We start from the raw sequence: 26,633 nt of genomic DNA on the forward strand, positions 1-26,633 counted from the left end.
TGTCTTCCCCCGTGAAAGTTAGGCTAGCCTAAGGCATGGCATTCGCTGCTGTCCTGTTCGATTGCGACGGGGTCCTGGTCGACTCGGAGAGCATCACCAACGGTGTGCTCCGCTCGATGCTGCACGAGCTGGGCTGGATGGTGAGCGAGGAAGACTGCTTCCAGCTGTTCGTCGGCCGGGCGCTGCAGGACGAGACCGCCATCATCACCGCCCACACCGGTTTCGAGGTCACCGGCGAGTGGCTGGCCGAGTTCCGCCGCCGCCGCAACGAGGGTCTGGCCGCCTCGCTCGAGCCGATCCCGGGCGCGGTGGACGCGGTGCACGAGATCAGCCTGCTCCTCGACGGGAAGATCGCCTGTGCCAGCGGCGCCGACCTCGGCAAGGTGCGGCTGCAGCTGACCAAGGTCGGGCTGGCCGAGGTCTTCGCGGGCAAGATGTTCAGCGGCATGGACCAGCCCCGCAGCAAGCCCGCACCCGACGTCTATCTGGCCGCCGCGGCCGCGCTGGGCATCGACCCGGCCCGGGCCGCCGTGGTCGAGGACACGGTGCCCGGCGTGACCGCCGGGGTGGCCGCGGGTGCGACCGTGTTCGGCTTCTGCCCGCCGGACAGCCCGGCCCACCACCCGCCGCAGGCGCTGCTCGACGCGGGGGCCGGCGAGATCTTCACGACGATGGCCGACCTGCCCAAGCTGATCAGCCGTTGAGCGGCTGTTCGAGGCTGCACCACCAGCTCGTACGGCCGCCGACCTGGCTCACCGCCATCGGCGCGCCGTCCCGGGGGCAGTGGCCGCCGGCTTTCCGATAGGGGATCACCTTCAGCGTGTGCACCCCGCCACCCTTGACGGCCGCGCGCACGGCCGAGCGGGTCGCGCGGAGCAGGCGGTCCACGTCCTCCGGCGTCAGCGCGTCGACCCGGCGGCCCGGGTTGAGCCGGGCCGCCCACAGGATCTGGTCGGCCAGCAGGTTGCCGATGCCGGCGATCGACTCCTGGTCGAGCAGGCGGGCCTTGACCGGGGCGGTGCCCCTCGCCAGTGCGGCGCGGAACTGGGCCGGGGTCACCGTCGCCGCGTCCGGGCCGAGCGCCTCGACCGGCGGGTCCAGACGCACGCGACCCAGCCGGCGCGGGTCGACCAGCAGCAGCCGGCCGCCGTCGGCGAAGCTCAGCGCGAAACGGGACCAGCGGTAGTCGCCCGGCTTACGACGGCCCTCCCAGTAGTCGCCGCCGTCGACCTCGCCGCCGTCCGGGTCGGCGATCACGATCTTGCCCGACATGCCGAGGTGAATGCCCAGCTCGGGGCCGTCGTCGCCGGTGTCGCACCACATGCTCTTGCCCCGGCGGTGGGCGACCGTCAGCTCCCGGCCGACCAGTGCGTCGCGGATCTGGCCGGGCGGGTGGGGACGGCAGACGTACGAGTCCGAGTCGTCCACGTCGACGATCTTGCGGCCGAGTCCGGACCGCTCGATCACCGCGCGGGCCGACTCGACCTCGGGCAGCTCAGGCATGCTCCTGATTTTCACCCAAGAGGTCCCGCCCCGGCACCCGGGGCCGGTTGTACTGGATACCGTGAGACAACTCTCCGCGCGGGCGTGGTGGATCTACCTGACGGTGTTCCTCCTGGCGCTGATCCCGTACGCCCTCCTGCCCGTCGGACTGCTCTTCGGCGTGTACTTCGAGGTGCTGGCCTGGTCCGGGGTGCTCGCGATGGCGTACCGCCTCGTTCTTTCCCGGCGGCGGCAGGAACTGGGGCCGCTGTGGCTGCTGGTGTTCTGGGCGGCCTGCGGGGCCACCGGGGTGCTGGTGCTCACGTTGATGGACCGGCCGCCGTCGCCCGGCATCCCCGACCTGATCTTCCTGGCCGGCAGCCTGGCCCAGATCACCGGCATGGTGTGGCTGGTCCGCCGCCGGGTGCCCGCCCGCAACCGAGAACGCCTGCTCGACTCGGCCGTGATCAGCTGCGGCTACGCCCTCGTGGTGGCCATCTTCCTGATCAAGCCGGCGGTGGCCCAGGCCGGCTCGATTCCCGCCGCGGTCACCCTGGCCGCCTACCCGATGTCCGACCTGTTCATCTTCGCCCTGCTGATCAGCCTGCTGCTCAGCGGTGGCCTCGGCAGCCGGGCGATGCGCCTGCTCGCGTTCGCCCAGCTGGCCCTGCTCGTCTACGACCTGGCCTACGCGTTCATCCCGGAGTTCCTGTTCCAGCAGTCGGTGGCGGCCGGGGTGGCCAACGCGGTCTCGGTGCTGGTCTACGGCCTGCTCGGCGCGGCGGCCCTGCACCCCAGCTTCACCGACATCACTTCCGTTTCGTCCCTCGAGCGTCGCGACCTGCCCTGGCTGCGCACCCCGCTGTTGTGGGCGGCGTCGATGACCGGGCCGGGCCTTCTCGCGTACGAGGCCTGGAAGTACGACTCCCGCGTACCGGACGCGATCGTCATCGCGGTCGGCTGCACGGTGATCTTCGGGCTCGTCGTCGGGCGCCTCCAGGTGCTGGTCAGCCGGGTCAACACCCAGTCGGTGGAACTGGCCGAACAGGCCGACCGGCTGGTGGTGCTGGCCTCCTCGGACGGGCTGACCGGGCTGGTCAACCGGCGTACCTGGGACGACCTGCTGGTCGCGGGCCTCGAACCGGGCGCGACCGTGGCCCTGATCGACATCGACCACTTCAAGCGGTACAACGACACGCACGGGCACCAGGCCGGCGACCGCCTGCTCAAGACCGCCGCGGCCGCGTGGAGCGGGCAGATGCGCAGCCACGACGTGCTCGCCCGGTACGGCGGTGAGGAGTTCGTCGTGCTGCTGCCCGAATGCGACGCCGCCGCGGCGACCGAGATCCTGGGGCGGTTGCGGGGCGTCACTCCCGACGGGCAGACGTTCTCGGCCGGCATCGCCAGCTGGGACGGCCGGGAGACGGCCGACGAACTGGTCGCGCGGGCCGATGGCGCCCTCTACGCGGCCAAGCACGCCGGCCGGGATCGGGCCGTCGTCGCTTCGCCCGGTCACGCCCTCTCCGTCTGACCTGGGCCTTGTCGCCTTTCGTCTGACCCTCGTCGCTTTCGTCTGACCCTCGTCGCCTTCGTCTGACCTCAGCCTTGTCGCGGCAGGTGCCATGCGGCCGGGCGGGTCTCGCCTTCGGCGTTGCTGACGTTGGCCACCAGCAGACCGGCGTCGGTCAGCTCGACCACGTCCCGCACGGCCCACCCCGGCGGCGTGGCCAGCGGCGTCCGTTCTCCAGCCCGCCAGAGTGCGAGCCGCACCGTGCCGTCGGCCTCCGTGGCTTTGACGATGATGCGGCCCCGGGTGCTGGCGGCGGCACCGATCGCGGACACCTCGCCCGCGGCGAGCGGGACGACGTGAGCCGTGCCGGCCGGATCCCAGTAGGCGGCCTGCTGGTCGACGCGCCCGGCGATCCCGCCGTCGGCCGCGAGGGTGTTCAGCGACGACTGGGTCGAGTCACAGGTGAGACCGGCGATCGGCTGGCCCGAGGCGGTGGCCCGGTTGAGCACGACGTCGGTGCCGGGCACACCGCCGACGTGTTTGGTCATCAGCCACGTGGGCGTGCCGCTGTCGTTGGAGAAGCCGCTCGACACGACCGTGCCGTCCGGCAACACCCGGGAGACGCAGGCGTTGCTAAGGAAGAACGAGCTGAACACGGGCAGTCGCAGCGTCGCACCGTCCCGCCACAACACCGGACGAGCAGTGGTGCCTTTGCCGATGCCATTGGTCACCCAGACCACAGCCGTACGGGAAGATCCGACCGACGCCACCGTACGGCGGTAGCCCGCATCAAGCTCAGGCGTCCCGCGCAACGCGGTGCGGGTGCCGTCGCGGTCGACCAGATCGGACTCGCCCAGCGGTTCCGAGCCGGCCGTGTAGACCCCGGCCGTGCCGCGCGCGCCGATCGCGTCGACCCGGGTGCCCGGGATGACGGTGGCTGTCAGCCCGCTCACCGACCAGCGGACAGCCTGCGAGTTGACCGTGCCGGCCGCCTCGCCCAGGTCGGTGACGCCCGCGACGGTGCCGGGTGTGGTTCCCAACTGCTGGCGTACCCAGCCCGCCCGGGGGAGCTTGGCCCAGCGCTGCGGGATGCCTTGTGCCGTGCCGACGACGACGCCGAGCGGGGACACGTCCACGGCGGTCCCGGCCGGGCCGGGCAGCAGTTCGGCGCTGATCACGGGTGCGGCGGGCGCGGTGAGGCCGGCGGCGAGCAGAGCGGTGGTCGCCAAAATATTAATCACTGACGATGTCTACCATTCTCTTCTCGTAATCGATGGCCGCGTCCCTCTCACTTTCGTGCGTCTCCCGGGCTGTGTCTCCCGGGGCTGGGCGATGCAGCCGCACCTGGCGGGGTGCGGCTGCATCGCGTACGGGGTTTTACAGCTGGCCCAGCAGCGCCAGCAGGAAGTTGAGGATCGCGGCGAGCTGACCGGCGGTCGGGGTCCCGTCGAGCAGGCCGGCGATCGCGCAGAGCAGGTTACCGAGCAGGTTGCCCGGCGCGGAGTTGGCGTTGATCGTCAGGTGCACCTGGTTGAGGTCGACGACCAGGCCGAGCAGGTCGAGGTGCAGCGGCCCGAGCGTGAGGTCCAGAATCCGGCACGTGGCCTGGATCGCGGCCGGCGCGCTGACCGACTTGTTGACCGTGCCGACGTTCGCGCCGGTCGAGTCGGTGAGCGTGCCGACCAGGGTGCCGGTGGCCAGCAGGTGTCCGTCCGGGGCCGAGAACTTGGCCGGGGTGAACGTGCCCGCGAAGGTGCCGGTGCCCCCGGCTGCATCCGTGAACGTGCCGGTGATCGGGGCGCCCGGCACCGCGGCGGCCTGGGCGGGTGGGGCAGCGACTGCTGCCGTCGCGCTCATGGCGGTGAGCCCGAGGACGGCGAGCAGCGCTACCAGGATCGTCGAGAGCCTTTGCCGGTGTGTCATCGTTCCTCCTGCCGATGGAATGTCGTACACCGACAAGCCTCGATGTCTTTGGTGCCCGTCCGTAGTGAGCACTGTCAGCACAATTCCCTGACACGAGTCATGCCTCGAGCCTCTTCACGTCGGACCCCACCGCGCGGGCCTCGGCGATCCTGGACGGCTTCTCCGGCTCGTCAGAACCACCCCGCGGCCTCGGCGACCCGGACGGCCTCGAGCCGGTTGCGCGCGCCGGTCTTGCGGAGGATCACCGAGATGTAATTGCGCACGGTGCCCGACGTGAGGTGCAATTTGGCGGCGATCTCGACCGACGGCACGCCCGACGCCGCGACGCTCAGCACGTCCAGTTCCCGCTCCGACAGCGGACTGCGCGGCGCGGCCACCATGGCCACGGCCAGCCCGGCGTCGATGACCCGTTCACCCCGGGCGAGGCGCCGGATCGCGCGTACCAGCTCGCACGGCGCGGCCCGGGTGCCGATGACGCCCCGGACGTGACCGTCCAGCGCACGGTTGAGCCGCCCCGGCGCGTCCGGGCCGGCCACCACCAGCATCGCGCAGCCCGGCTGTTCCACGCCGAGCCGGTTGAACAGCCGCAGACCGTCCCCGGCCAGCAGTTCGACGTTCACGACGGCCACGTCCGGCGGCACCGAGCGGGCCATGTCCACGGCTTCGCTGAGCCCGCCGAGTTCGGCGGTCACCACGAAGTCCTCTTCGAGCGACAACGTCGCGGCGAGGGCGCCGCGCAACAGATTCATGGGTTCGACAAGCAGAATGCGGATCACGATCGGCCTCCCAGCCGGGTTCTCGCGGTGGGAAGGCCGGCGCCCGAGGGGCCACACGGCACGCGACGTCGGGGCCGGCCATGGCACGTCACCGGGACGGCGACGGCCCGGGTCCGGACCGCGTGATCAGCTGGGAGGACCGAGATACCGGACGCATCGTCCGGTGCTGCTCGCATTCGCGGGCAGAGCAGACGTGGCGGCCACCATCTCCGGCCACCAGGACGACGAAACGACACCGACCGGGCCGGCGTTGCCGCCGCCCCCGTCACGTACATGCCCCGCACCGGAGAGATACCCGTCGGAGCGCCCCGGAGCCAGCGGGCCCGCCGGCCGCGGCCTTGGCGTCGCTGGTGCCGAGATCAGGCCGCGCCCCTCGTGCCGCTGGGCCTCAATGCCGGCCGGCCCGGTCGGCGCTGGCTCGGTCGGCCCGATCGGCCCGAAGGAGAGAAACGACCCGATCAGGTGTTCACCTGGTGCCGCGACCGCCGGACTCACCCGGGCCACGAGGAAACGCGACGCTGAGGTGTCCGATGTCGCCACCAGAACCGGCCGCGAGCCCAGGTGCGCGCCGGCGATCGGCGATGTCGCCGCCGTGGGCAGTACCGGCCGAAGGGCCATACGAGCGCCAAGTTCCTCCACCGGCCTCGACAGAGGATTACCCGGCCGGACCAGGGGAGTGGCCGTTGGGTTCGTCAGAGCCGGGAGACGTGTCAGCGCCACGCCGAAACCGGCCCGAGCAGTGGAAGGCGTGAGCGCCGAGCCGAAGCTGGCGGGCGCCGTGAGGCGCGCCAGCGGACTGCGCAGGTTGTGCGTGAGCGGACTGCGCAGGTTGTGCGTGAGCGGACTGCGCAGGTTGTGCGTGAGCGGACTGCGCAGGTTGTGCGTGAGCGGACTGCGCAGGTTGTGCGTGAGCGGACTGCGCAGGTTGTGCTTCAGCGGGATGCCGATAGCAAGGGCTGCTGTCTCGACCTTTGCGGGGATCCGGAGGTCGGCACCCTGCACGGCCGCACCCCTCGAGGCGGCGCTCCGGTTCGGTTTCGGAGCGGCGCGGGTCAGGCGGTTTGTCGCCGGGGTAAGTGCCTTCCTGGTCGCCGCGGGCGTTGCGGCGGCCCGCCCGGCATGTCGAGACAGTGGCTGGGCGCTCACCGTGGGAACCCTGCGGGCGGCCGGATTTCGCACGCCTTTGGTGGCGCTGACGGCCGGCTTGTCGACGGTGGCGCGCTCGGCCGGTTTCTCGACGGTGGCGCTGACGGCCGGCTTGTCGACGGTGGCGCGCTCGGCCGGTTTCTCGACGGTGGCGCTGACGGCCGGCTTCTCGACCGTGGCGCCCCCGGCCGGTTTGTCGACGGTAGAGCCCGCGGTCTTTTCCCCGCCGATGGCGCGCCCAGTCTGCTTCTTCAGGGTGGAGCGTGCGGCCGCCCTCTCGACGGTGGCATGCGCGGTTGTCTTTGCGTTGGTGACCGGCTTCTCGATCGTGGTGATCGGGGTGGGTTGACCGGCCGAGGTTCCGTCGGCTCGGGCCGCCTGATCGAAAGCGGTCAACACCAGGTAGGCGGCGGTCGCCAAGCCGACCATCAGCAGCAGGCGGAGGGCGTGCCGGAGTGCTGACGCGTTTCCGCGCACGATCCACCTCCTGCCGGGGAACGAGGTCCAGCCGTCCATGTTTGCGCTACCCCTCGTGGGGCCGTTGACACCGGCGAACCGCGACAAATCTATTGATCACGGCCGATGTGCAGGTCACCCGCCATGCCACATCGGGCATGGCGGGTGACCCGGAACGATGCGCGGGGAGCGGCCCGGGCCCCGCGGGTCACGTGGTGCGGCGCAGGCCCAGACGTCCGCGGGTCAGGAGGAGGATGGCCAGGCCGACCAGCATCGCCGCGACCAGGTGGATCATCGTGGCCAGCATGCTGCCGGGGTAGAGGTGGCGCAGCACGCCGCCGTCGCCGAAACCGCTCCCGGTGGCGACCGTGTTGGCCGTGGCGTGCACCAGACCGGCCAGCAGCAGGCTGCCGGTGCGGTTCCACAGGTATCCGGTCAGGAAGCGGTAGCCGATGGCCATGACGGACAGGAAGACCATCAGCAGTACGCCCATCATGAGCGGGCCGCCGAGCACCAGACTGATGTGCTGGAGCGTGAACAGTTGCGCGGTGATGACGGCACCCCAGGCGGCGCCGTGGCGTTTCTGGATCCGGGCCTGGATGAATCCGGACCAGGTGCCCTCCTCGGCCCAGTTGTTGGGGAACATGTTGAGCGCGAACTGCACCACGATCACGCCGGCCAGGGTGGACAGCGGCACGTCGGCCGGCACGCCCAGGAACAGGTAGGCCAGTGCGGTGGCCACCACCGGCACGACCAGGACGGCCAGGAGGTACCAGCGTGGACCGTGCCGCCAGTCGACGAAGCTCCGCACCATGCGTTTCAGGGCGTCGGGGCCGTCGACCAGCCGGGTGATCACCAGGTTGGGCAGCAGCAGACCGACGAGGGAGGCGCCGATGATCCAGACCTGGTCGGGCAGGCCGGTGTGGACGAAGTGCGGGGCCAGCGCGAAGGCCTGGCCCACGGTGAAGAACCACGCGAAGAAGGCGAGCAGGGGGTGGCGGTGCAGCCAGGAGAGGCGGGCGGGTGCCTGGACGGTGAGCGACATGACGAACTCCTTGTGTTCAAGAACGGTCACAGATGCAGGACGAACAGGTTGTCGCCGACCGGGACGAACTCCTCGGCCAGCAGGGCGTCGTCGACGTCGGGACGGCCGCCGCGCAGCGAGATGACGCCGGTCTCGGTGCGTCGCAGGGCGGCGACGAGCTCGCGGATCAGGCGGGTGAGCGGGTCCCGGCCCACGGTGCTGACCGCGGCCAGCGCGACGATGTGGGTGAAGCCGTCGGCGCCGGCCCGGGTGAGGGCGACCGCGGCGGCGGGCATGCCCGGAGGCGCGGCGGCGTCGACCAGCTCCCACCAGAGGTCGCCGGGCCCGGTGGCCGGGGGCAGTCCGGCCATGGCAGCGGCGAGATCCCGACGGTCGTCCGGGACCCGGCGAAGCACGAGAAGGGCGGGGGCCGGACCGGACATGATGACAACTCCTCGACTTGTGCCTGGTGGACACGACGAAGAGTGGCGTCCCGGGCTTGCGGGACGTTTGCAGCCGGCTTGAACGGGCTCAGAAACGCGCGGCGAACGCGAGCAGGCGTGGACTGCGGACCACGTCACCCAGTTCCGCGCTGCGGGTCCGCGATGCCCGTACGAGGGAAGCGGCCGCCGCCGGATCGCCCACGGTGACTCGCGCCTCGGCCCGGAGCAGCAGGAAGAGCGGCGTGAAGAGCTGGAGGCCGGTCGCCACGTAGTCGTGGTAGGCGGCGTCGGCTCGGTCCGCTCCGGACGGGTCGCCGAGCAGGGCGTCGGCCCAGCCCCCGACGATGGCCGCCTGCAGGCCGATCGCGGCCGAGTCGATCGTCTCGGCCGCCGCGGCGCAGGCGGCGACGTGGACGGCGGCCGCCGCGGCATCCCCGCGCATCGCGGCCAGCCAGCACCGCGACAGCTCGATGTTGGCCACGTTCGGCGGCGCGTCGCCGGCCCGGGCCCGGCCGACGGCGATCCGGGCGTCGGCGCCGGCCTCGTCCCCGCCCAGGTGCGCGATCACCGCCTCGTGGCCGGTGGCGGCGACCGTGATGGTGGCCGCGAGCGCGCCGGGTAGCCGGACGTCCTCGCCACTGGCCAGGATGTCCTCGAAGCGGCCGAACTGCTCCGTGGCCACGTCGACCTGCCCGCGGACCAGCGACGCCCAGGCGAGCATGAAGTGGGCCACGTAGGCGCCGACCGGCGGCGGGTTCGTGGCCAGGGCCGCCTCGGCCGTGGCCACCGCCCAGTCGTACCGGCCGGTGACGCTGGTCATCAGTACCTCACCCATCCAGCCGGCGGCGCCGGCCGCGTCCGTGGGCGGCGGCAGGACGTCGGCCGAAACCGTGACCACGCCCCGGCCCCAGACCTGAATGGTGGCCAGCCGCCCCCGCACCTGACTCTCCAGGCCGGCCCGCTCGACCGGGTCCCGCACCTGCGCGATCAGGTCCAGGGCGGTGCGCAGGTTCCGCTCGGCCTGCTCGTTGGAGTAGCGGGAGAGGGCGTCCTCGGAGGCGGCGATCAGATGCGGCACCGCGGCCGCGGGCCCGACGACCGGGGCGGCCCGGGTGAGGTGACGGGCCACCTCGACGGTGCGGGCCGGGCCGGGACTCCCGTACGCCTCCAGGGCCCGGGCGATCCGGGCGTGCATCCGGGTGCGCCGGGCCGACGAGACCGACTGCTCCAGCGTCTGCCGCACGAGGTCGTGGCTGAGCCGGAACCCGTCCTCGGTCTCGACCAGCAGTCCGGCCAGCAATGCCGCCTCACACCCGTCGAGCACCGCGTCGGCGTCCAGGCCGGTCACGTCGGCCAGCACCTCGACGACGGCCGGGGCGGCCACGATCGCCGCCACGGTGAGCAGCGCGACGGTCTGCTCGGGCAGCCGGGCCAGCCGGTGGCGGAGCACCTCCTCGACGTGGGCGGGCAGGGCGGCGTAGACGGCCTCGGCCCGCAGCCTGCGCTCGCTGATCAGGAACTGGACCAGTTCGCGGACGAACAGCGGATTCCCGGCCGTCCGGGTGCCGATCGCGGCCGCCACCGCGGGATCGGCCGCACCCCCGGAAAGGTCGGAGACCAGCTCCGCCACCGCCTCGGCCGCCAACCCGGTCAACGGCACGCGGGTGAGCAGGTCGCGGCGGGTGCGGCCGAGCGTGGCGAGCACCGGCTCGGCGCCCGGCTCATCGGTGCGGACCGCCACCGCGAACAGCACGCCGGCCGGAGCCAGCGCGTCCACGGCCAAGGCCAGCAGCGTGATCGTGTCGGCGTCCACGCCCTGCGCGTCGTCGATCAGCACGGCCACCGGCCGGTCGCGCCGGGCCATGGCCAGCAGGTCGAGCACGCCGCGGTAGAGCCGGGTGCGGCCGAGGTCGCCGGGGCCGGTCAGCTCCCACGGATCGTCCGGGCGCTCGCCGTCCGGGCGCAGCGCGGCCACGTCACGCACGATGGTGACCCACGGCCACAGCGCGGGCATCACGCCGGCGCCGACCCCGCTGCCGGACAGCACGGCGCCACCAGCAGCCCGGACGCGATCGGCCAGCGTGCCCAGGATCGCCGACTTGCCCAGCCCGGCCGGCCCCTCGAGCAGCACCAGCCGGCCGTGCCCGCGCGCGGCGGCGGCCACCGCCTCGTCGACGATCGCGAGCACGTCGTCCCGCCCGACCAGCCCGGTTCCGGGCGGCACGGGCGGCGCCGGTGCCGAAGGCTGGGCCGGGGCCCGCGTCACCTCGGCGGACAGGGACGGGTCCTGCCGGCGGATGCGCTGCTCGAGCTCGCGGGTCTCGGGGGTGGGATCCAGGCCGAGTTCGTCGCCGAGGACACGCCGCAGCTCGGCCGCCGCGGCCACCGCCTCGGACTGCCGGCCGCTGCGATAGAGCGCCAGCATCAGGGCCGACCAACCCCTTTCCCGGTACGGGCTGGATGTCACGAACCGCCGCGCCAGTTCGGCCACCACATCGGATTCCCCGGCGGCCAGACGCGACTCCAGCAGCATCTCGGTCGCAGTCAGCCGCAGCTCGTCGAGCCGGGCCGCCTCGTCCCGGGCGAACGGCAGGGCGCTCAGGTCGGCCAGCGCCGGTCCGCTCCACAGCTCGAGGGCCGTCCGCAACGTGGCCGCCGCCGACGCCGGCGTCTGGGCCCGGGCGGCGTCGACCAGCGCGCCGAACCGGGCCACGTCCACGTCGTCCGGTGCCAGCGTGAGCACCCAGCCCGGCGGCCGGGTCACGATCCGTGGCGCGTCCGGGGCGCCGGCCAGGATCCGGCGCAGACGGGACATGTAGGACTGCAACGAGAGTGTGGCCCGGGCCGGTGGCTCGTCCCGCCAGAGCTCGTCGATCAGCCGGTCGAGCGGGACGACCCGGCCCGCCTCCAGCGCCAGCAGGGCGAACACGGCACGCTGCTTCAAGCCGCCGAGCGCCAGCTCACGGCCGCCCGACTCGGCGGCGACCGGCCCCAGCAGGGTCACCTTCACGGGCTCAGGATGCCACCGGACGGGCCCGATTTGCAGATGGCTTGAACAGCGCTCGCAAACGGCGTGCAAGCGTACGGCCGCAAGCTCCGGGCCATGGAAACCATCGAGGTACGTCACCTCAGCAAGGCGTACGGCCACCACAAGGCCGTCGACGACCTGTCCTTCACCGTCCACCCCGGCCGGGTCACCGGCTTCCTCGGCCCCAACGGCGCCGGCAAGTCCACCACGATGCGCATGATCCTGGGACTGACCCGCCCGGATAGCGGCGACGCCCTGGTCGGCGGCCGCCGCTACGACCAGCTCGCCCAGCCCCTGCACGAGGTCGGTGCTCTGCTCGACGCCGGCGCCGTGCACCCGCGGCGCAGCGCCTACCACCACCTGCTGGCTCTGGCCCAGACCAACGGGATCGGCAAACGCCGGGTTCACGAGGTGCTCGCCATGGTCGGCCTCGAGGGCGTGGCCGACCGCCGGGCCGGCGGCTTCTCGCTCGGCATGTCGCAGCGACTCGGCATCGCGACCGCGATGCTCGGCGATCCGGCCGTCGTGATGCTGGACGAGCCGGTCAACGGCCTCGACCCCGAGGGTATCCGCTGGGTCCGAGGTCTGCTGCGGCACCTGGCCGGCGAGGGCCGCACGGTGTTTCTGTCCTCGCATCTGATGTCCGAGATGCAGATGACGGCCGACCACCTGATCGTGGTCGGCCGCGGACAGCTGCTGGCCGATGTCGCGATCGCCGAGATGACCGCGTCCGGCTCGCTCGAGGACGCCTACTTCGCCCTGACCGCCGAGTCGGTCGACTATCCCACCACTGCCACCCCCGATCGGAGCGCCGTCGCATGAGCACCCTGACTTCCGAATGGACCAAGCTGCGCAGCTTGCGGTCCACCACCTGGTTCCTCGGCGCGGCGGTGGCCGGGATGATCGGCTCCGGGCTGATCGAGGCGATCGCGGCCTCGGCCGGCGAGATCACCCCGGCTGAGGTCGACCCGTTCGGCGGGGCGCTGGCCGGGCTGAGCTTTGCCGAGTTCGTGGTCGGGGGGTTCGCCGTCCTGGCGGTCACCAACGAGTACGCGTCCCGCACGATCCGGGGCAGCCTGACCGCCGTTCCGAAGCGGTGGCCGGTGCTGGCCGGCAAGGCCGTCGCCGTCGGGGGGAGCGTCTTCACGGCCGCGCTCCTGCTCATCTTCGGCAGCTTCCTGATCAGCCGGGCCGTGCTCGACAGCCACGGGATGAGCCTGCCCGCCGCCGACGGCGTGCCGCGGGCGATGGCCGGTGCGGCGGTCTATCTCGGCTTCCTCGCCCTGCTCGGCACCGGGTTCGCGTGGCTGGTCCGGAGCACGGCGGGCGGGCTGGCCGCGCTGTTCGGTGTGCTCTACGGGCTGCCGATCGTGTCACTGCTGCTGCCGCACGGAATGGGGGCGCCGATCCTGAGGTTCCTGCCGCAGCAGGCCGGCGCCGCGCTCATGCAGGTCGGACCGTCCGACTTGCTGGCGCCGTGGGCCGGGGCGGCCGTGCTGACCGGCTACGCCGCCGTCGTCCTGGGCCTGGCCGCGGTCGTCCTGCGCCGGCGGGACGCCTGACATGAAGGCCTTCGTCCAGCGGCATCCGCTGCTGACCCTGCTGCTGATCTTCAACACGTTCGGACAGGCGGTGGCGTTCGTCCCCGTCGTCGCGAGCCGCGTCTACGGGGTCCAGCTCGACGTGGACTGGATCCTGGCCGCCGCGACGATCCTGTTCCTGCTCGTCCCGGCGCTGGTGATCACCTGGATCACCGGTGGCCGGGAGGGCCTCCGGGACCTGCTGACCAAGGTGTTCCGGTTCCGGGTGTCGTGGCGCTGGTACCTGCTGCCCCTGGTGCTCATTCCGCTGGTGATCGCCGGTCAGGCGCTGGCCCTGGACCCGTCCACCTTGGTCCCCGCGTACGGGACGGCCTTCCTGCCCGCCCTGGCGTTCCAGTTCCTCAGCACCAACTGGTGGGAGGAGGCGGTGTGGATGGGGTTCTTCCAGGCCCCGCTGCAGGACCGGTACGGCCCGATGAAAGCGGTGCTGATCACGACGCCGTTCTTCGCGCTGGAACACCTCTCGGTGGTCACGGGCGTCGTGCCGTTCGTCCTCCTGACGCTGATCATCATCCCGGCCCGGGCGCTGTTCGCCTGGATCTACAACCGCACCGGTAGCGTGGCCCTGGCCGGGCTGGCCCACGCGGCCACCAACGCGGCCGCGTTCGGGATGGTGCCCGCCCTGACCGGCTCGACCGGCGACAGCGGGATGACGTTGCTGGTGCTCGGACTGGTGGTGATCGTCGCGACCCGGGGGCGCCTGGGCCGGCCGCGGGTCGCCCGGACCGACGATCGCGCGCTGACCTCGGTCGATGGCAGACTCGGGTCGTGAAAGTGACGTTGCTGGGGCCGGTCGGCGCGCGTTCGGGAGACACCGAGCTCGCGCTGGGCGGCCTCAAGCAACGGGCGGTGTTCGCCATGCTCGCGCTCAGCCCGGGCCGCGTCGTCCCGGTGGATCGGCTCATCGACGAGGTATGGGGCGAGGAACCGCCGGCCCGGGCCACCTTGGCCCTGCAGTCGTACGTGTCCCGGCTGCGCCGCCTGCTGGGCGAGGTGCCGGACGGCCCGCGGATCGTCACCCGGCCGCCGGGCTGGGTGCTCACCCTGGAACCGGGTCAGGTCGACGTCGCCCGGTTCGAGGACCTGGTCGCCGCGGCCCACGGTCAGGCTGCGGCGGAGGCGGTCGCGACGCTTCGGGCGGCGCTCGACCTGTGGACCGGCGACGCCTTGGCCGATCTGTCCACGCTGGCCTTCGCCCGGGCCGAGGCGGTGCGCCTGGGCGAGGTGCGGCTGAGCGCCGCCGAGCTGCTGCTGGAAGCCCGTCTGGCCGCCGGTGAGCACGAGACCGTGGTGCCACCGGCCCGGCAGTTCGTGACGGCCAACCCGTACCGGGAACGGGGTTGGCACGCCCTGATGATCGCGCTCTACCGGGCCGGCCGGCACGCCGAGGCGGTGGCGGCCGCGGCCGAGCTGCGCCGTACGTTCGCCGATGACCTCGGTCTCGATCCCAGTCCGGAGACGGCCGACCTGGAACGGCGGATGTTGCGGCACGACGCCGACCTGGCGCCGGCCGGTCCACCGGTCCTGGCGACGGTTTCCGCGGCCGAGGTCACGGTTGTACCGCGGGTGGTCGGCCGGCACGCGGCGATGGCCGTGCTCGACGACGCGGTCGCGGCCGCCGGACGAGGCCGCGGACAACTCCTGGTGCTGGACGCGCCGGCCGGCTCGGGCAAGTCGACGATGCTGCGGGTGCTGGCCGACCGGGTGCGCGCCGCCGGCGGCGTGGCGGTCCGGGCCTCCAGCGCCGGTGGGGGCTCGATGCCCGCGCTGTGGCCATGGGTGTCGATCGTCCGTGACGTGACCGGTCCGCAGCACGACGATCTGTGGGCGCGGGCCGGCGAAGGGGAGCTGTCCCGCACCCGACTGTTCCGGGACGTGATCGACCGGCTGGCCTCGGTCCCGGGTCTGGCCGTCCTGCTCGACGACGTGCACTGGGCCGACGCCGAGACGCTGACCCTGCTCTCGCTCGCCGTCGACGCCCTGGCCGCCCACGGCACGCTGTTCGCGGTGGCGGTCCGCTCGGACGAACCGGGAGCGGCCACCGTGCGCGAACTCCTCGGGCGTACCAGCCGCGAGCTGGTCACCCGGGTCGAACTGCCCGGGCTCACCGCGGACGCTATTGCCGAGCTCGTCGGGGGAGTCTCCGGCACCGCCGCCGAACCGGGCCTCGTGCGTCTGATCCGGCAGCGTACGTCGGGCAATCCGCTGTTCGTCAACGAGCTGGTGCGTCTGCTGACCAGCGAGCGGCGGCTCGACGTGAACGGGGTGCGCGACGCGCTGCCGGAACAGGTGCAGGAGGTGCTGCGGCGGCGGATCGAACGGCTGCCCGAGCAGACCGTGGTGCTGCTCTCAGTGGTCGCCCTGACCGGTGGGTCGGCCGACATCGAGCTGCTGGCCGACGTCACCGGGCTCGACGCGGGCGCCGTCCTCGACGGGTGCGAGGCGGCGCTGCTGGCCGGGCTGCTCGAGGAGGCCGGTGGTGGGTTCGGGCTCAGCCACGACCTCGTGCGGCAGACGCTCGAACGCGATCTGTCCGGGCCACGGCGGATCCGCTGGCACGCCCGGCTGGCGTCGTCGCTGCGCGAGCGCGAGCCGCTCACACCGGAGCTGGTGGTCGCGGTGGCCCGGCATCTACGGCTGGCGGCTCCACTGGTCGGTCCCGAGGCGGCGGTGCCCTACCTGGTGGCGGTGTCCGAGGACGCGCTCTCCCGCTACGCGAACGACCAGGCCGGACGGACGCTGGAGGACGCTCTGGAGCTGATCGCGTCGGTGCGGGACCCGGTCGTCCGGTCCGCCCTCGACGGTCAGGTGCGGGGCCGGCTGATGTCGATCCGCGGGTGGACCGCGGGGGCCGTCCCGCGCGAGACGCGTACCCGGGAATCAGCTTTTCCCCGGCCGTTGCCCGCGGACGGTGACTCGGCCGCGAGCTGGCTGTCCACTGTGGTCATGGGCAGTATGTCCGGCAGCTACGAGTGGGCGGTCGCGGCGGCTGAGGAGGTCCTGGCCGCCGGAGTTCCTCCGGTCGGCCGGATCGCCGCCCAGTTCACGCTGGTCTATGCCGAGCTGGTGCTGGGCCGGACGCGGAACGCGGCGGATGCATACGCCGTGCTCGACCGGATGCTCACCACCGAGCCCGAAGCCCGGATCTCCGGCCTGCTGGCGTCGACCGTGCCCGTGCTGGCGGCCGGCTACGGCGCGGTGATCGCGCACATCCAGGGCGACGAGACGGCCGCCGATGCGCGTCTGGCCGATGCCCGGCGGCGGGCCGGTGACGTCGAGTCGCACCTGGTCGAGGTCGAGTTGGCCCACTGCTGGGTGGCCGGGTTGCGCGGCGATCCGATCGACGCCGCGACCCACGCCGCGGCCTGCCTCGAGCTCGCGACCCGGGTCGACTTCCCGTTGAACCGGCTGCACGCCCGGATCATCGGTGGCTGGGCGGCCGCACTGACCGGCGATCCATCCGGTGCGACCGAGGCCGACGACGCGTACGCCGACTACGCGGGCCGGGGTCTGCGGTTCTTCAACCCGTTCTTTCTCATGCTGCGCGCCGAGGCGCACCGGGCGGCCGGCGATCCGGCGACGGCAATCGAGCTGGAGCGGGCGGGGCAGGCCGGCGTCACCCTGGCGCCGCGGTTCACGGTCGCGTGAGGATGGCGGCGGCGGCCGCGCGGACCTCGGCCCGCAACCAGGCGTGGGCGGCGTCGGTGTCGTAGCGCTGATGCCAGACGCTGATCACCGGCGGCCGCGGCAGCGGGATCGGCAACTCCTCCACACTCAACCCGAACGCCTCGATCAGCGGACGGCAGGCGGCTTCCGGCACGGTCAGGACGGCCCGCGTGCGGCTGACGATGTGCAGCGCCGTCGCGCTGGTGGCCACCGCGGCGATCACCTGCCGGGTCAGACCGTGGGTGGCCAGGTGGTCGTCGATCGGGTCGGTCAGGCGCCCGCGCCGCGAGAGCAGGACATGGGGGCTTTCCGCGTACGCGGTCAGGTCGAGCCCGGCCGCACCGGGTTCGCGCCGCCGCACGACGACCAGGTGGTCGTGCCCGACGATCTCGGACCGGAACTCGGGCAGCTGGGGTGCGGTGGCGCCGATCTCCAGGTCGACCCGGCCGTGCCGCAGGTCGTCCGAGTCGCCCGCTGCTTCTGCGAGCAGCCGGAGCCGTACGGCGGGAGCCTGCTCGGCAATCGACGTCAGCAACCGGGGCCCGAGCGCGGTGGCCAGCGCGTCGTGCCCGCGCAGGGTGAACGTGCGGTCCAGCGTGGCCAGGTCGAGATCGCGGCTCGGGGCGAGTAAGGCCTCGGCCTGGCTCAGGATGTCGCCGATGCGGTCGCGGACGGCCAGCGCGTACGGCGTCGGGGTCATCGTCCGCCCGGTCCGCACCAGGATGTCGTCGCCGGTCAGGCGGCGGATCCGGCCCAGCGTGCGGCTCACCGCCGGAACCGAGAGTCGCAGCCGTTCCGCCGCCCCGGTCACGCTGCCCTCTTCCAGCAGCGCGTGCAGGGCCGTGAGCAGGTTCAGATCCAGTTGCATGGCGGTAAACTCTAGCTTGCCAACGTTGCACTGGACTCAACGCTCTGAGCGCCCGATGCTCGATGCATGAACGAACTTCTGAACGTGGCCGTGACCGCGGTTCGTCAGGCGGGTGACCGGCTGCGGCAGCGCTATTCGACCGAGAGCCGCCCGGCCGGCTTCGACGACATGATGGCGGCGCTGCGGGCCAACGACGCGACGGTGGCCGACGTGCTGCGGGCCGCCCTGCCCGGAGACGGCTTCGAGGACGAGCACGCGTCCGGCCCGATCGCCGACGGTGACCGCTGGCTGCTCGACCCGGTCGGCGGCAACGTCAACGCCGTGCACGGGATGACCGACTGGAACATCGGGGTCAGCCTGGTCCGCGACGGGAAGCCGGTGCTGGCCGTGCTCTACGCCCCGCCGGCCGACGAGATGTTCACCGCGATCGCGGGGGAGGGCGCGTACCTGAACGGCGTACGGCTGAAAGTCAGTGCCAAGACGGACCTGTCGGCCGCCCTGGTCGGAACCGGTCAGGCCACCCCCGGACGCGACGCGGCCAAGGCTTCGCTGGTCGGTGCCTCCGTGGCCGCGATGATGCAGCAGGCCCTGTACGTCCGCGTGTCGGTGCCCGTCGGCCACCAGCTGGCCCAGGTCGCGGCGGGCCGGATGGACGCGCACTGGCAGTTCGAGAACGTCCGCTCGCACGCCGGCCCGGTGCTGCTCGTGCGCGAGGCGGGCGGCATCGTCACCGATCTCGACGGAAAACCGTGGGACCTTTCCTCCCGTACGGGCTACGTAGCCGCAGCGCCCGGCGTGCACGCCGACGTGCTGGCCGTGGTGGCGGGGCGCTGACATGCGGATAGCCGTGCTGGGCGCCACCGGTGGCGTCGGACGACTGCTGGTGCGACGGGCCCTCGACCGCGGCCTGCAGGTGACCGCGGTCGCACGTGATCCCCGCGCAGTGGCGGCGCACGACGGACTCATCGTCGCGCCCGGCGACGTCCACGACCCGGGGTCGATCGCACGCGCCGTCGAGGGCAGCGAGGTGCTGCTGTCCGGTCTCGGCGGCCCGCCCGGCATCCTGGTCGCCGGTGCCCGGGCCGCGGTGAAGTCGGGCGTGCCCCGGGTGATCTGGCTGGGCGCGTTCGGGACCGGGCGCACCGCTGCGGAGGTGAGCGGTCTGACCCGGGCCGTGCTCGGCCTGGCCCTGCGCCGGGAACTGCCCGACAAGGTCGCGGCCGACGACACCGTACTCGCGGCCGGATTCACCGTCTTCCACGCCGGGCGGCTCACCAACGGTCCAGCGGCGGCCGGGCGTACGGTCGCTCCGTCCGAGGTGCCGCGGCGGCTGTTCCCAGCCGCGGTGAGCCGGGCGACGGTCGCCGCGGCGATGGTCGACGAGGCCGTCGACCCCCGCTTCCCCGGCCGCATCGCCGTGCCGGGCGGGGCAGAATGATCGGGTGGCTTCGTTCGAGCAGGTGGCAGCGACGTTCTGGCACGACGACAACAAGCGCGGCGCACTGGCCCCGCTGACCCCGGCCGCATTGGCCGACGCGGAACGGAAGCTGGGCCTGAAGCTGCCCGCCGATCTGCTGACCTTGCTCGAACACCAGAACGGCGGCGTCGTCGCGGAAGCCTGGGACGCGTGCCCCGCCCCGGCGAATTCGTGGAGCTCCGACCACGTCCCGTTCGACCACCTGATGGGCGTAGGACCGGCTGGTGGCGACAGGCTCACCCTGCTCGACACGGAGTACCTGGTCGGCGAGTGGGACCTGCCGTCCCCGGTCGTGCTGCTGAGCGGCGACGGCCACTACTGGATAGCGCTGGACTACCGGGAGTGCGGGCCGACCGGCGAGCCCGCCGTCGTCTGGCTCGACAGCGACGACGAGTCGGAGTTCCGCATCGCGCCCGACTTCCGCGCGTTTCTGGAGCATCTGACCCCGTCGGAAGGGTTCGCCGACTGATCAACGGTGCCCCGCGAAATGCGGCTGCTGTGCCCGGGACGCTGAGTTACCGTGCTCCGATGCAGGCGGGCGAGGCCCAGCGGGCCACACAGGCAGCGGTATCCAGCGCGACGTCACTCGGCCTGACCGTCCACGACGCGGCCGTCCTGCACAACTCGAACAAGCTCACCCTGCGGCTGCGGCCCTGCGACGTGCTGGCCCGGGTGGCGCCGGCCACGCACCGGGGCGCCCAGTTCGAGGTGGACATCGCCCGGCACCTGTCGGCGGCCGGAAGTCCGGTTGCCGCGCTCATAACGCCCCGGGTCTTCGTCCGGGACGACTACACGGTCACGCTCTGGACCTATTACGAACCGGTGAGCGGTCTTCCCGCCGCGGACTACGCCCGGGCGCTCGAACGCCTGCACGCCGGGATGCGCCAGGTGGACCTGCCCGCCCCGCACTTCACCGACCGGGTCGCCGAGGCCCGGAAGCTCGTGGCCGACCCCGCCCGGACGCCGCGGTTGACCGACGCGGACCGATCCTTTCTCGCCGGCACACTGGACCGCTTGCGCCGAGCGGTCAGCGACAGCGGCCGGCCCGAACAACTCCTGCACGGCGAGCCGCACCCCGGCAACCTGCTCCCGACCGCGGCCGGTCCGCTCTTCATCGACTTCGAGACGTGTTGCCGGGGACCGATCGAGTTCGACGTGGCACACGCACCCGACGAGGTCGGAACCCAATACCCGGGCGTCGATCCTCAGGTCCTCCGGGACTGCCGGGCCCTCATGCTGGCGATGATCACCACATGGCGCTGGGACCGCGACGACGAGTACCCCGACGGCCACCGGCTGGGCACCGAGTGGCTGAACGAACTCCGCCGGATCGACGGTCAGATGCCCAGCGCACGGTCGAGCAGCTTGAAGCGGAACGCCGCCGACAGCGCGCCGAACCACAATGCCAGCGCGGGCAGCACGACGTCGAAGACCGGCTCGGCCGGGCCGGTCAGGCCGAAGTAGTCGGACAGCGCCGGCACGAACAGCACCGCCGTGAAGACGAGGATGAGGGCGGCGACCAGGATCGTGGGACGGCGGTCGCCGGTCGGGGTGGTCCAGGCGGCGAAGAAGCGCGCCGGCGGCGCCAGGAACAGGATCAGGATGAACGAGGCCAGGCAGTAGAAGGTGGACAGTCCGGTCTGGGCGCCGACGGCGGCGGCCGCGGCGGTGAAGCCGGAATCGGTCGAGGACAAGCCCGTGTATTTCTCGAAGGCGGCGTAGCTGTCGGCCGGGATCCGCCCGGAGGTGAAGCCCGTGGTGATCAGCTGGTAGAGGTAGGCGTAGATCGCCGTGCCGAATCCGGCCGTCACCACGGCGGCGGGGATGACGAAGCGGGCCAGGTTGCCGAGCAGGTGTTTGTCCGGCGGCACCGGCCGGGCCCAGAAGGTCAGGAAGAACGTCGGCACGCCCACCGTCAGCAGGGTCAGGCCGACCTGGGTGGGGGAGTAGGGGAAACCCATGCCGAGCATGCTCACGGCCAGGATCACGATGCCCTGGGTGGCGACCCGGGCCAGAAAGACGTGCATCGACACGCCGATCCCGCTGATGATCCGGCGGCCCTGCTGCTGGGCGGGCAGCAGGGCGGCGAACGAGTCGTCGGTGAGCACGATGTCGGCCACGTCGCGGGTGACCGCGCTGCCGCTGCGCATCGCCACGCCGACCTGGGCCGCCTTGAGCGCGCGGGCGTCGTTCACGCCGTCGCCGATCATCGCGACGTAGTGGCCCCGGCGCCGTAAGGCGGCGACGATGCGTTCCTTCTGTTCGGGACTGACCCGGCCGAACACCGTGGTGCGGGCGATGAGCGCGTCGTCCAGCTCGTCGATCTCGGCGCCGGACACCGGTTCGGCCGTGCCCAGGCCGGCGCGGGCGGCAAGAGCGGCTACCGTACGGGGGTCATCGCCGGACAGCACTTTGAGGGTGACCCCGTCGGCGTGGAAACGGGTCACGCTCGCGGCCACGTCGGGGCGCAACTCGTCGGCCAGCGCGACCAGGGCCACCGGTTCGCCCGACCGCGACAGGGCCAGCACCCGGAGACCCCGAGCGGCCCGCACCGCCACCTCCGGGCCCAGAGAATCAGCGGCGCCCAGCTCCCATGTGCCGTCCGGAGTCGTCAGGCTCGACCGGCGCGTCGCGGAGGTGAACGGCACCTCGCCGGTCACATCCGTCCAGGCCTCGCCCGGCAGAGCCGCCGCCAGCGCCGTGGTGGTCAGGTTGGGCGTGGTGACGCTTCGTGCGTACGAACCCAGCACCGTCCCCGCCTCGTCCGCGGTGAGCGAGCCGAGCGGGACGATCTCGTCCAGGGTCAGGCGGCCGGTGGTCAGCGTGCCGGTCTTGTCGGTGCAGATCACGTCGACGTTGCTGATCGACTCGACCGCGTTGACCTGTTGCACGAGCGCGCCCTGCCCGGCCAGCGCGGCCGCCCCGGTGGTGTAGGCGACGGCGATCAGCAGGAACAGCCCGTACGGGACCAGCCCCGACAACACGGCGGTGATCTGTACGACGCGGAGCAGACTGAACCCCTCGAGCAGCGCCTGGGCCACGATCGCGCCGCTCATCAGGACGGTCAGCGCGATCACCAGCCGGACGACGAACTCGACCCGGCGCTGCAGCGGCGTCTTGTCGGTGCTGACCTGGCGGGCCTCGGCGGTCAACCGGCCCGCGTAGCTGTGCGCACCCACGTCACGGGCCAACTGGAAACCGTCACCGGCCACGCAGAAGCTGCCCGAGCGCAGATCGTCACCGGGCCCCTTGGCGATCGGGTCCGACTCACCGGTGAGAAGCGACTCGTCGACGTCGACCCGCCCGCCGGAGTGCAGCGAGCTGTCGCCGGGGAGCAGCGGCCCGTCGACCACGATCTGATCACCGGCCCGGATGCGCAGCAGGTCCCCTCGGACGACCTCCCCGGGCGCGAGCGAGACCTCGGCGCCGTCACGCAGCACCCGGACGCCGGCCCGGTCGAGCAGTTGCAGCCGGTCGAGCTTGCGCTTGGCCCGGATCTCCTGGGCCGCGCTGAGCACCGCGTTGATCAGGCCGAGCCCCACGCTGATCAGCGCGTCGCTGTACCGGCCGAGGGCGAGCAGCGCGGCACCGATGACGAACAGGATCAGGTTGAAGAAGGAGAAGACGTTCGCCCGCAGGATCGCGGCCACGCTGCGGGTCTTGCCGGCCGCGACGTTGGCCTCGCCGCGTCTCCGTCGCTCGGCCGCTTCGGCGCTGGTCAGACCTGAGATCGCCGCCACCCTCGAATGCTCGCACGTTTCGACCCGGCACCGGCCGCTCCTGCCGGAACGCAGGCCCGGCGCCGGCCGCGTCTGCCGGAACGCGGACGAGGCACGGCGGCGCCGCGCGGGGGACCGTCATTCGCTGCGGGCGGTCTCCGGTCCGGTGATGCGCTCGAGCAGGGGCATGGTCGAGGCGATGATGGCGAGGCAGGCGGCCAGCCCGGCGGCGACGATCAGGTAGTAGCCCGGCGACGGGGCGATCAGCGTGTAACCCATCTGCGCCCGAAGGAACAGGCCGGCCGCCAGGAAGCCCATGACGATCGCGGTGACCGCCACGGCCAGCAGCGGCGCCGCCGTCTCGAGGGCGACCACCCGGCGCAGCATCCGCACCGGCGCGCCGCTGAGCCGCAGCAGGCTGAACGGCCGTTTCCGCTCGGTCAGCCCGCCGACCACGCTGACCACCAGGCTGCACCCGGCGATGGCCAGGCTGGCCACGATGACGACGTCGGCCAGTTGCTGCCAGCCGCGCAGCGTGTCGGCGAAGCTGGACTCGAAGTCGCCGGGCACCGTCGGCGGGATCACGTAGGCCGGGAAGGCCTGTTCGAGCGTGGTGCGGGCGTGTTCGATGGCGGTGGCCGAGCCGTCGGTGAGCACGACGACCGACTGCGTCGGCAGTTTCGCCAGGCTGTCGAGGGTCACCGACGAGGCCGCCCAGATCCGGTTCGGGTCAGCATTTTCCCGGTACGGGATCAGGTCGCTCGGCACCACCGCGACCGAGGCACCCGGGGCACACCGCCCGTACGCGGAAGGCAGCTCACCGCAGGCCACCAGCCCTTCGTAGGCGTGGTCGTCCGGGTTCTGGCGCAGCACGGTCACCGACTTGACGCCGGGCAGCGCACTCAGACCCGCGGCCGGCAGCGGCTTTCCCTCGGTGAAGAGGAAAACCGCGGCGCTGTCGGTCGAGCCGATCGGGGCCGGTCCGCGGTTGGCGATGATCGTCGTGATCACGCCGGTGGCCGCGCTGGTGATGAACAGGGCCAGCATGATCCCGCTGATCGCCCGGAACCCGGCCTTCGGGTTGTCGGCCAGGCGCCGGGCCGCGATCAGGGTGGCCGGCCGGTTCGAGCGCCGGGCCAGCATCCGGGCGGTTCCCGCGGTGAGCAGCGGGCCGGCCACCAGCAGGCCGATCATCACCAGGAGCAGCCCGGGCAGGAATACCGCCATCTGCCCGTCCGAGGTCTCGGGCCGCCGGCCGACCAGGAAGAACGCCAGTTCGCCGAGACCGAGCAGCAACGGGAGCAGCCGGTACCAGCGCGGTGGGCGCGGGGTGGTCCGGCGGGAGATGCCCAGCGGCGAGACCCGTACGCGATGAAGGGAAACTCCCGCCGCCAGCGCGGCGCCGACCGGCACGCCCACGGCGACGATCAGTGCGTCGGCCACGGTGAGCGTGATGTCGGCGGGGAAGAACCGGTCGCCGGTGAAGGGAATGTCCGCGAGCGAGCCCCGTACGGCGAGGAACAACCCGAAGCCCACCAGGGTCCCGGCCAGCGCGGCGGCGGCCGACTCGATCGCCGCGATCGCCGAGATCTGCCTCGGTGTCGCGCCGACCAGGCGCATCGCGGCGAACCGCTGCTCGCGCCGGGCGGCGTTGAGCCGGGTGGCGGTGCCGATCAGGATCAGCACCGGGAACAGCAGCCCGGCCACGATGACGCTCATGATGAGGTCGACGGTGGTCTCGGGCAGGCCGGGAGCGCTGTCGTCGAGGCTGGTCAGGGGTACGGCGCGGGGCAGCTCGGCCACCTCGGCGGCCGGGCGGCCGACGAACAGCATCAGCGTGTCGGGCGACGGCAGGGCGGCGTCGCCGATCGTGCCCACGGCCCGGCCCGGATAGCGGGCACTCAAGGGGTTTGCGTCGAGAACCCGTTGCAACGCCGGCGAGACGTAATATTCGCCGGTCGCGGGCACCGCGGGCAGGCCGGTCGGCACGGGTGAATCCGGTCCGGTGGCGGCGACGTCGATCCGGGTGATCTGCTCGCCGTGGAAGAAGTCGTCGCGGCTGCTCCACCACAGCGGCTGCGCTCCATCGCCGGCCTCCGTGGCCTGCGGATAAAGTGCCGCGACCCGGTTGAGCTGGGCGTTGACCGCGTTGATGCCGGCGAAGGTGGACAGCAGCAGGGCCGCACCGACGGCCACCGCGGCGGCGATGACGGCCAGTCGGGTGAGCGCTTCCCGGCCCCCGGCCACGGCCAGGCGCAACCCGAAGCCGATCACGATGCGAGCCGGGCCGGGGCGGTGACGCGGCCGTCGCGGACCACGACCTCGCGGTCGGCGTAGGCGGCGACCCGGGGCTCGTGGGTGACCAGCACGACCGTGGTGCCGGCCTCGCGGGCCGTGCCGACCATCAGATCCATCACCTGCTCGCCGGTGAGCGAGTCGAGCGAGCCGGTCGGTTCGTCGGCGAACAGCACCTGGGGCGAGGTGACCAGCGCCCGGGCCAGCGCGACCCGTTGCGCCTGGCCGCCGGAGAGCTCGCCCGAGCGGCGCTCACCCAGTCCTTCGAGGCCGAGCCGGTCGAACCAGCCCGCCGCGCTGCGCAGCGCCGCCGCCCGCCGGACCCCACCGAGCATCAACGGGAGAGCCACATTTTCGGCCGCGGTCAGCTCGGGCACCAACTGTCCGAACTGGAACACGAACCCGAACTGCTCGCGCCGCAGGGCACTGCGCCGCGCCTCGGAGAGCGAATCGAGCCGCCGGCCGTCGTGGACGACCTCGCCCGCGCCGGGCACCAGGATGCCGGCCAGGCAGTGCAGCAGCGTCGACTTGCCGGAGCCGCTCGGCCCCATCACGGCGACGATCTCGCCGGCGTCGATCTCGAGGCTCGCGCCGCGCAGGGCGGGCGTCGAGCCGAACGAGAACTCCAGGTCGCGGGCTTCGAGGATGGTCATGGCCGCACCGCCTTGCGCAGGGCGTCGAGCCGGGCGCCGGTCGTCTCGATCCAGCGCAGGTCGGCCTCGAGGTGGAAGAGCCCGTGGTCGGCGAGCAGGCCGTCGACCAGGCTGCTGCTGCGCTTGATCTCGGTGAGCTCGCGCATCCGCTGCAGGTGGGCGGCGCGCTGGGTGTCCAGATATTCCTCGGCCGGCCGGTCGAGCATGAGCGCGAGCACGACCTTGGCGAAGAGGACCGTCTGCAGATGGGGCTCGGGCTCCACCGGCTCGATCAGCCACTGCCCGACCTCGGTCGCGCCGCGCTCGGTGATCAGGTAGCGCTTGCGGTCGGGGCCGTCGCCCGGGCCGACCTCGCTGACGACCACCTTGCCGTCGCGGGCCAGTCGTCCCAGCGTCGAGTAGACCTGGCCGAACGGCAGCGGTTTGCCGCGGCCGAAGAAGGCGTCGTAGTCGCGTTTGAGGTCGTAGCCGTGGCTGGGCTCGCGTTCGAGCAGCCCGAGCAGGGTCAGGGGAACGCTCATGAGGCGACAATACACCCGGTGTATACCTCGGGTATATAGCCGTCG

General features: G+C 72.4%; 21 protein-coding genes and 2 pseudogenes. 10 read left to right on the forward strand and 13 right to left on the reverse strand.

What is annotated here, in order from left to right; translation table 11 throughout:
- Positions 1–35 precede the first annotated feature (35 nt).
- Positions 36–704: an HAD family hydrolase gene (locus tag KOI35_RS08765; RefSeq protein ID WP_215785584.1), complete on the forward strand. Its 669-nt coding sequence runs from the start codon at positions 36–38 to the stop codon at positions 702–704.
- Here KOI35_RS08765 and KOI35_RS08770 read toward each other — a convergent pair.
- On the reverse strand, positions 694–1,503 hold the full coding sequence (locus KOI35_RS08770; RefSeq protein WP_246612851.1) for an Fpg/Nei family DNA glycosylase: 810 nt from the start codon (positions 1,501–1,503) through the stop codon (positions 694–696). The two genes, KOI35_RS08765 and KOI35_RS08770, sit on opposite strands and share 11 nt — an antisense overlap.
- Positions 1,504–1,564: 61 nt before the next feature.
- On the opposite strand from KOI35_RS08770, the gene KOI35_RS48810 reads away from it, so the two are divergent.
- On the forward strand, positions 1,565–3,013 hold the full coding sequence (locus KOI35_RS48810; RefSeq protein WP_215785585.1) for a GGDEF domain-containing protein: 1,449 nt from the start codon (positions 1,565–1,567) through the stop codon (positions 3,011–3,013).
- Positions 3,014–3,081: 68 nt separating this feature from the next.
- Here KOI35_RS48810 and KOI35_RS08780 read toward each other — a convergent pair whose 3' ends face one another.
- The 7 genes from KOI35_RS08780 to KOI35_RS08810 all read right to left on the reverse strand — a co-directional run bounded on the left by KOI35_RS08780 (position 3,082) and on the right by KOI35_RS08810 (position 11,770).
- Positions 3,082–4,233 (reverse strand): hypothetical protein, encoded by a 1,152-nt coding sequence (locus tag KOI35_RS08780; RefSeq protein ID WP_215785586.1) that lies wholly within the window; start codon positions 4,231–4,233, stop codon positions 3,082–3,084.
- A 136-nt stretch (positions 4,234–4,369) separates the two neighbouring features.
- Positions 4,370–4,915: a hypothetical protein gene (locus tag KOI35_RS08785; protein WP_215785587.1), complete on the reverse strand. Its 546-nt coding sequence runs from the start codon at positions 4,913–4,915 to the stop codon at positions 4,370–4,372.
- A gap of 170 nt (positions 4,916–5,085) precedes the next feature.
- Positions 5,086–5,691 (reverse strand): response regulator transcription factor, encoded by a 606-nt coding sequence (locus KOI35_RS08790; protein WP_215785588.1) that lies wholly within the window; start codon positions 5,689–5,691, stop codon positions 5,086–5,088.
- 126 nt (positions 5,692–5,817) lie between these two features.
- Entirely contained in the window at positions 5,818–7,353 is a 1,536-nt protein-coding gene (locus KOI35_RS08795; protein WP_215785589.1) for a hypothetical protein, read from the reverse strand.
- A 148-nt stretch (positions 7,354–7,501) separates the two neighbouring features.
- Positions 7,502–8,338 carry a CPBP family intramembrane glutamic endopeptidase gene (locus tag KOI35_RS08800; RefSeq protein ID WP_215785590.1) on the reverse strand — a complete coding sequence of 279 codons (837 nt, stop codon included), beginning with the start codon at positions 8,336–8,338 and terminating at the stop codon, positions 7,502–7,504.
- A gap of 26 nt (positions 8,339–8,364) precedes the next feature.
- Positions 8,365–8,760 (reverse strand): hypothetical protein, encoded by a 396-nt coding sequence (locus tag KOI35_RS08805; RefSeq protein ID WP_215785591.1) that lies wholly within the window; start codon positions 8,758–8,760, stop codon positions 8,365–8,367.
- Positions 8,761–8,848: 88 nt separating this feature from the next.
- The gene (locus KOI35_RS08810; RefSeq protein WP_215785592.1) at positions 8,849–11,770 is read right to left on the reverse strand and encodes an ATP-binding protein; all 2,922 of its coding nucleotides are present in this window, start codon (positions 11,768–11,770) and stop codon (positions 8,849–8,851) included.
- Between the two features lie 93 nt (positions 11,771–11,863).
- Here KOI35_RS08810 and KOI35_RS08815 point away from each other — a divergent pair.
- The 4 genes and pseudogenes from KOI35_RS08815 to KOI35_RS08830 form a co-directional block, all read left to right on the forward strand.
- A pseudogene (locus KOI35_RS08815) lies at positions 11,864–12,523 on the forward strand (ATP-binding cassette domain-containing protein); the annotation flags it as partial.
- 83 nt (positions 12,524–12,606) lie between these two features.
- Positions 12,607–13,350, forward strand: a complete 744-nt coding sequence (locus KOI35_RS08820; protein WP_215785594.1) for an ABC-2 transporter permease family protein — start codon at positions 12,607–12,609, stop codon at positions 13,348–13,350.
- Position 13,351: 1 nt separating this feature from the next.
- A complete protein-coding gene (locus KOI35_RS08825; RefSeq protein WP_215785595.1) occupies positions 13,352–14,161 on the forward strand; it encodes a CPBP family intramembrane glutamic endopeptidase in 810 nt (269 codons plus the stop codon).
- A complete protein-coding gene (locus tag KOI35_RS08830; RefSeq protein ID WP_215785596.1) occupies positions 14,158–17,037 on the forward strand; it encodes an ATP-binding protein in 2,880 nt (959 codons plus the stop codon). Before KOI35_RS08825 ends, KOI35_RS08830 begins: the two co-directional genes overlap by 4 nt.
- Here KOI35_RS08830 and KOI35_RS08835 read toward each other — a convergent pair.
- Complete coding sequence (locus KOI35_RS08835; RefSeq protein ID WP_215785597.1) at positions 17,024–17,923, reverse strand: LysR family transcriptional regulator; 900 nt, start codon at positions 17,921–17,923, stop codon at positions 17,024–17,026. The two genes, KOI35_RS08830 and KOI35_RS08835, sit on opposite strands and share 14 nt — an antisense overlap.
- Before the next feature lie 66 nt (positions 17,924–17,989).
- Between KOI35_RS08835 and KOI35_RS08840 the strand changes: the two genes are divergently transcribed.
- From KOI35_RS08840 to KOI35_RS08855, 4 genes are read left to right on the forward strand one after another with little or no spacing between them, the layout of a single operon-like run.
- The gene (locus KOI35_RS08840) at positions 17,990–18,757 is read left to right on the forward strand and encodes an inositol monophosphatase family protein (protein WP_215785598.1); all 768 of its coding nucleotides are present in this window, start codon (positions 17,990–17,992) and stop codon (positions 18,755–18,757) included.
- 1 nt (position 18,758) lies between these two features.
- On the forward strand, positions 18,759–19,361 hold the full coding sequence (locus KOI35_RS08845) for an NAD(P)-dependent oxidoreductase (RefSeq protein ID WP_215785599.1): 603 nt from the start codon (positions 18,759–18,761) through the stop codon (positions 19,359–19,361).
- 4 nt (positions 19,362–19,365) lie between these two features.
- Complete coding sequence (locus tag KOI35_RS08850; RefSeq protein ID WP_215785600.1) at positions 19,366–19,869, forward strand: SMI1/KNR4 family protein; 504 nt, start codon at positions 19,366–19,368, stop codon at positions 19,867–19,869.
- A gap of 59 nt (positions 19,870–19,928) precedes the next feature.
- A complete protein-coding gene (locus KOI35_RS08855; protein ID WP_281420040.1) occupies positions 19,929–20,864 on the forward strand; it encodes a phosphotransferase enzyme family protein in 936 nt (311 codons plus the stop codon).
- 497 nt (positions 20,865–21,361) lie between these two features.
- Here KOI35_RS08855 and KOI35_RS08860 read toward each other — a convergent pair.
- The 4 genes and pseudogenes from KOI35_RS08860 to KOI35_RS08875 form a co-directional block, all read right to left on the reverse strand.
- Positions 21,362–23,140 (reverse strand): annotated as a pseudogene (locus tag KOI35_RS08860) (HAD-IC family P-type ATPase); the annotation flags it as partial.
- 117 nt (positions 23,141–23,257) lie between these two features.
- A complete protein-coding gene (locus KOI35_RS08865) occupies positions 23,258–25,393 on the reverse strand; it encodes an ABC transporter permease (RefSeq protein ID WP_215785602.1) in 2,136 nt (711 codons plus the stop codon).
- Positions 25,390–26,067 (reverse strand): ABC transporter ATP-binding protein, encoded by a 678-nt coding sequence (locus KOI35_RS08870; RefSeq protein WP_215785603.1) that lies wholly within the window; start codon positions 26,065–26,067, stop codon positions 25,390–25,392. The genes KOI35_RS08865 and KOI35_RS08870 overlap by 4 nt, the downstream gene beginning before the upstream one ends.
- Positions 26,064–26,588 (reverse strand): PadR family transcriptional regulator, encoded by a 525-nt coding sequence (locus KOI35_RS08875; RefSeq protein ID WP_215785604.1) that lies wholly within the window; start codon positions 26,586–26,588, stop codon positions 26,064–26,066. The genes KOI35_RS08870 and KOI35_RS08875 overlap by 4 nt, the downstream gene beginning before the upstream one ends.
- Positions 26,589–26,633 lie beyond the last annotated feature (45 nt).

The organism is Paractinoplanes bogorensis, from assembly GCF_018829635.1.
Classification (GTDB): Bacteria; Actinomycetota; Actinomycetes; order Mycobacteriales; family Micromonosporaceae; genus Actinoplanes; species Actinoplanes bogorensis.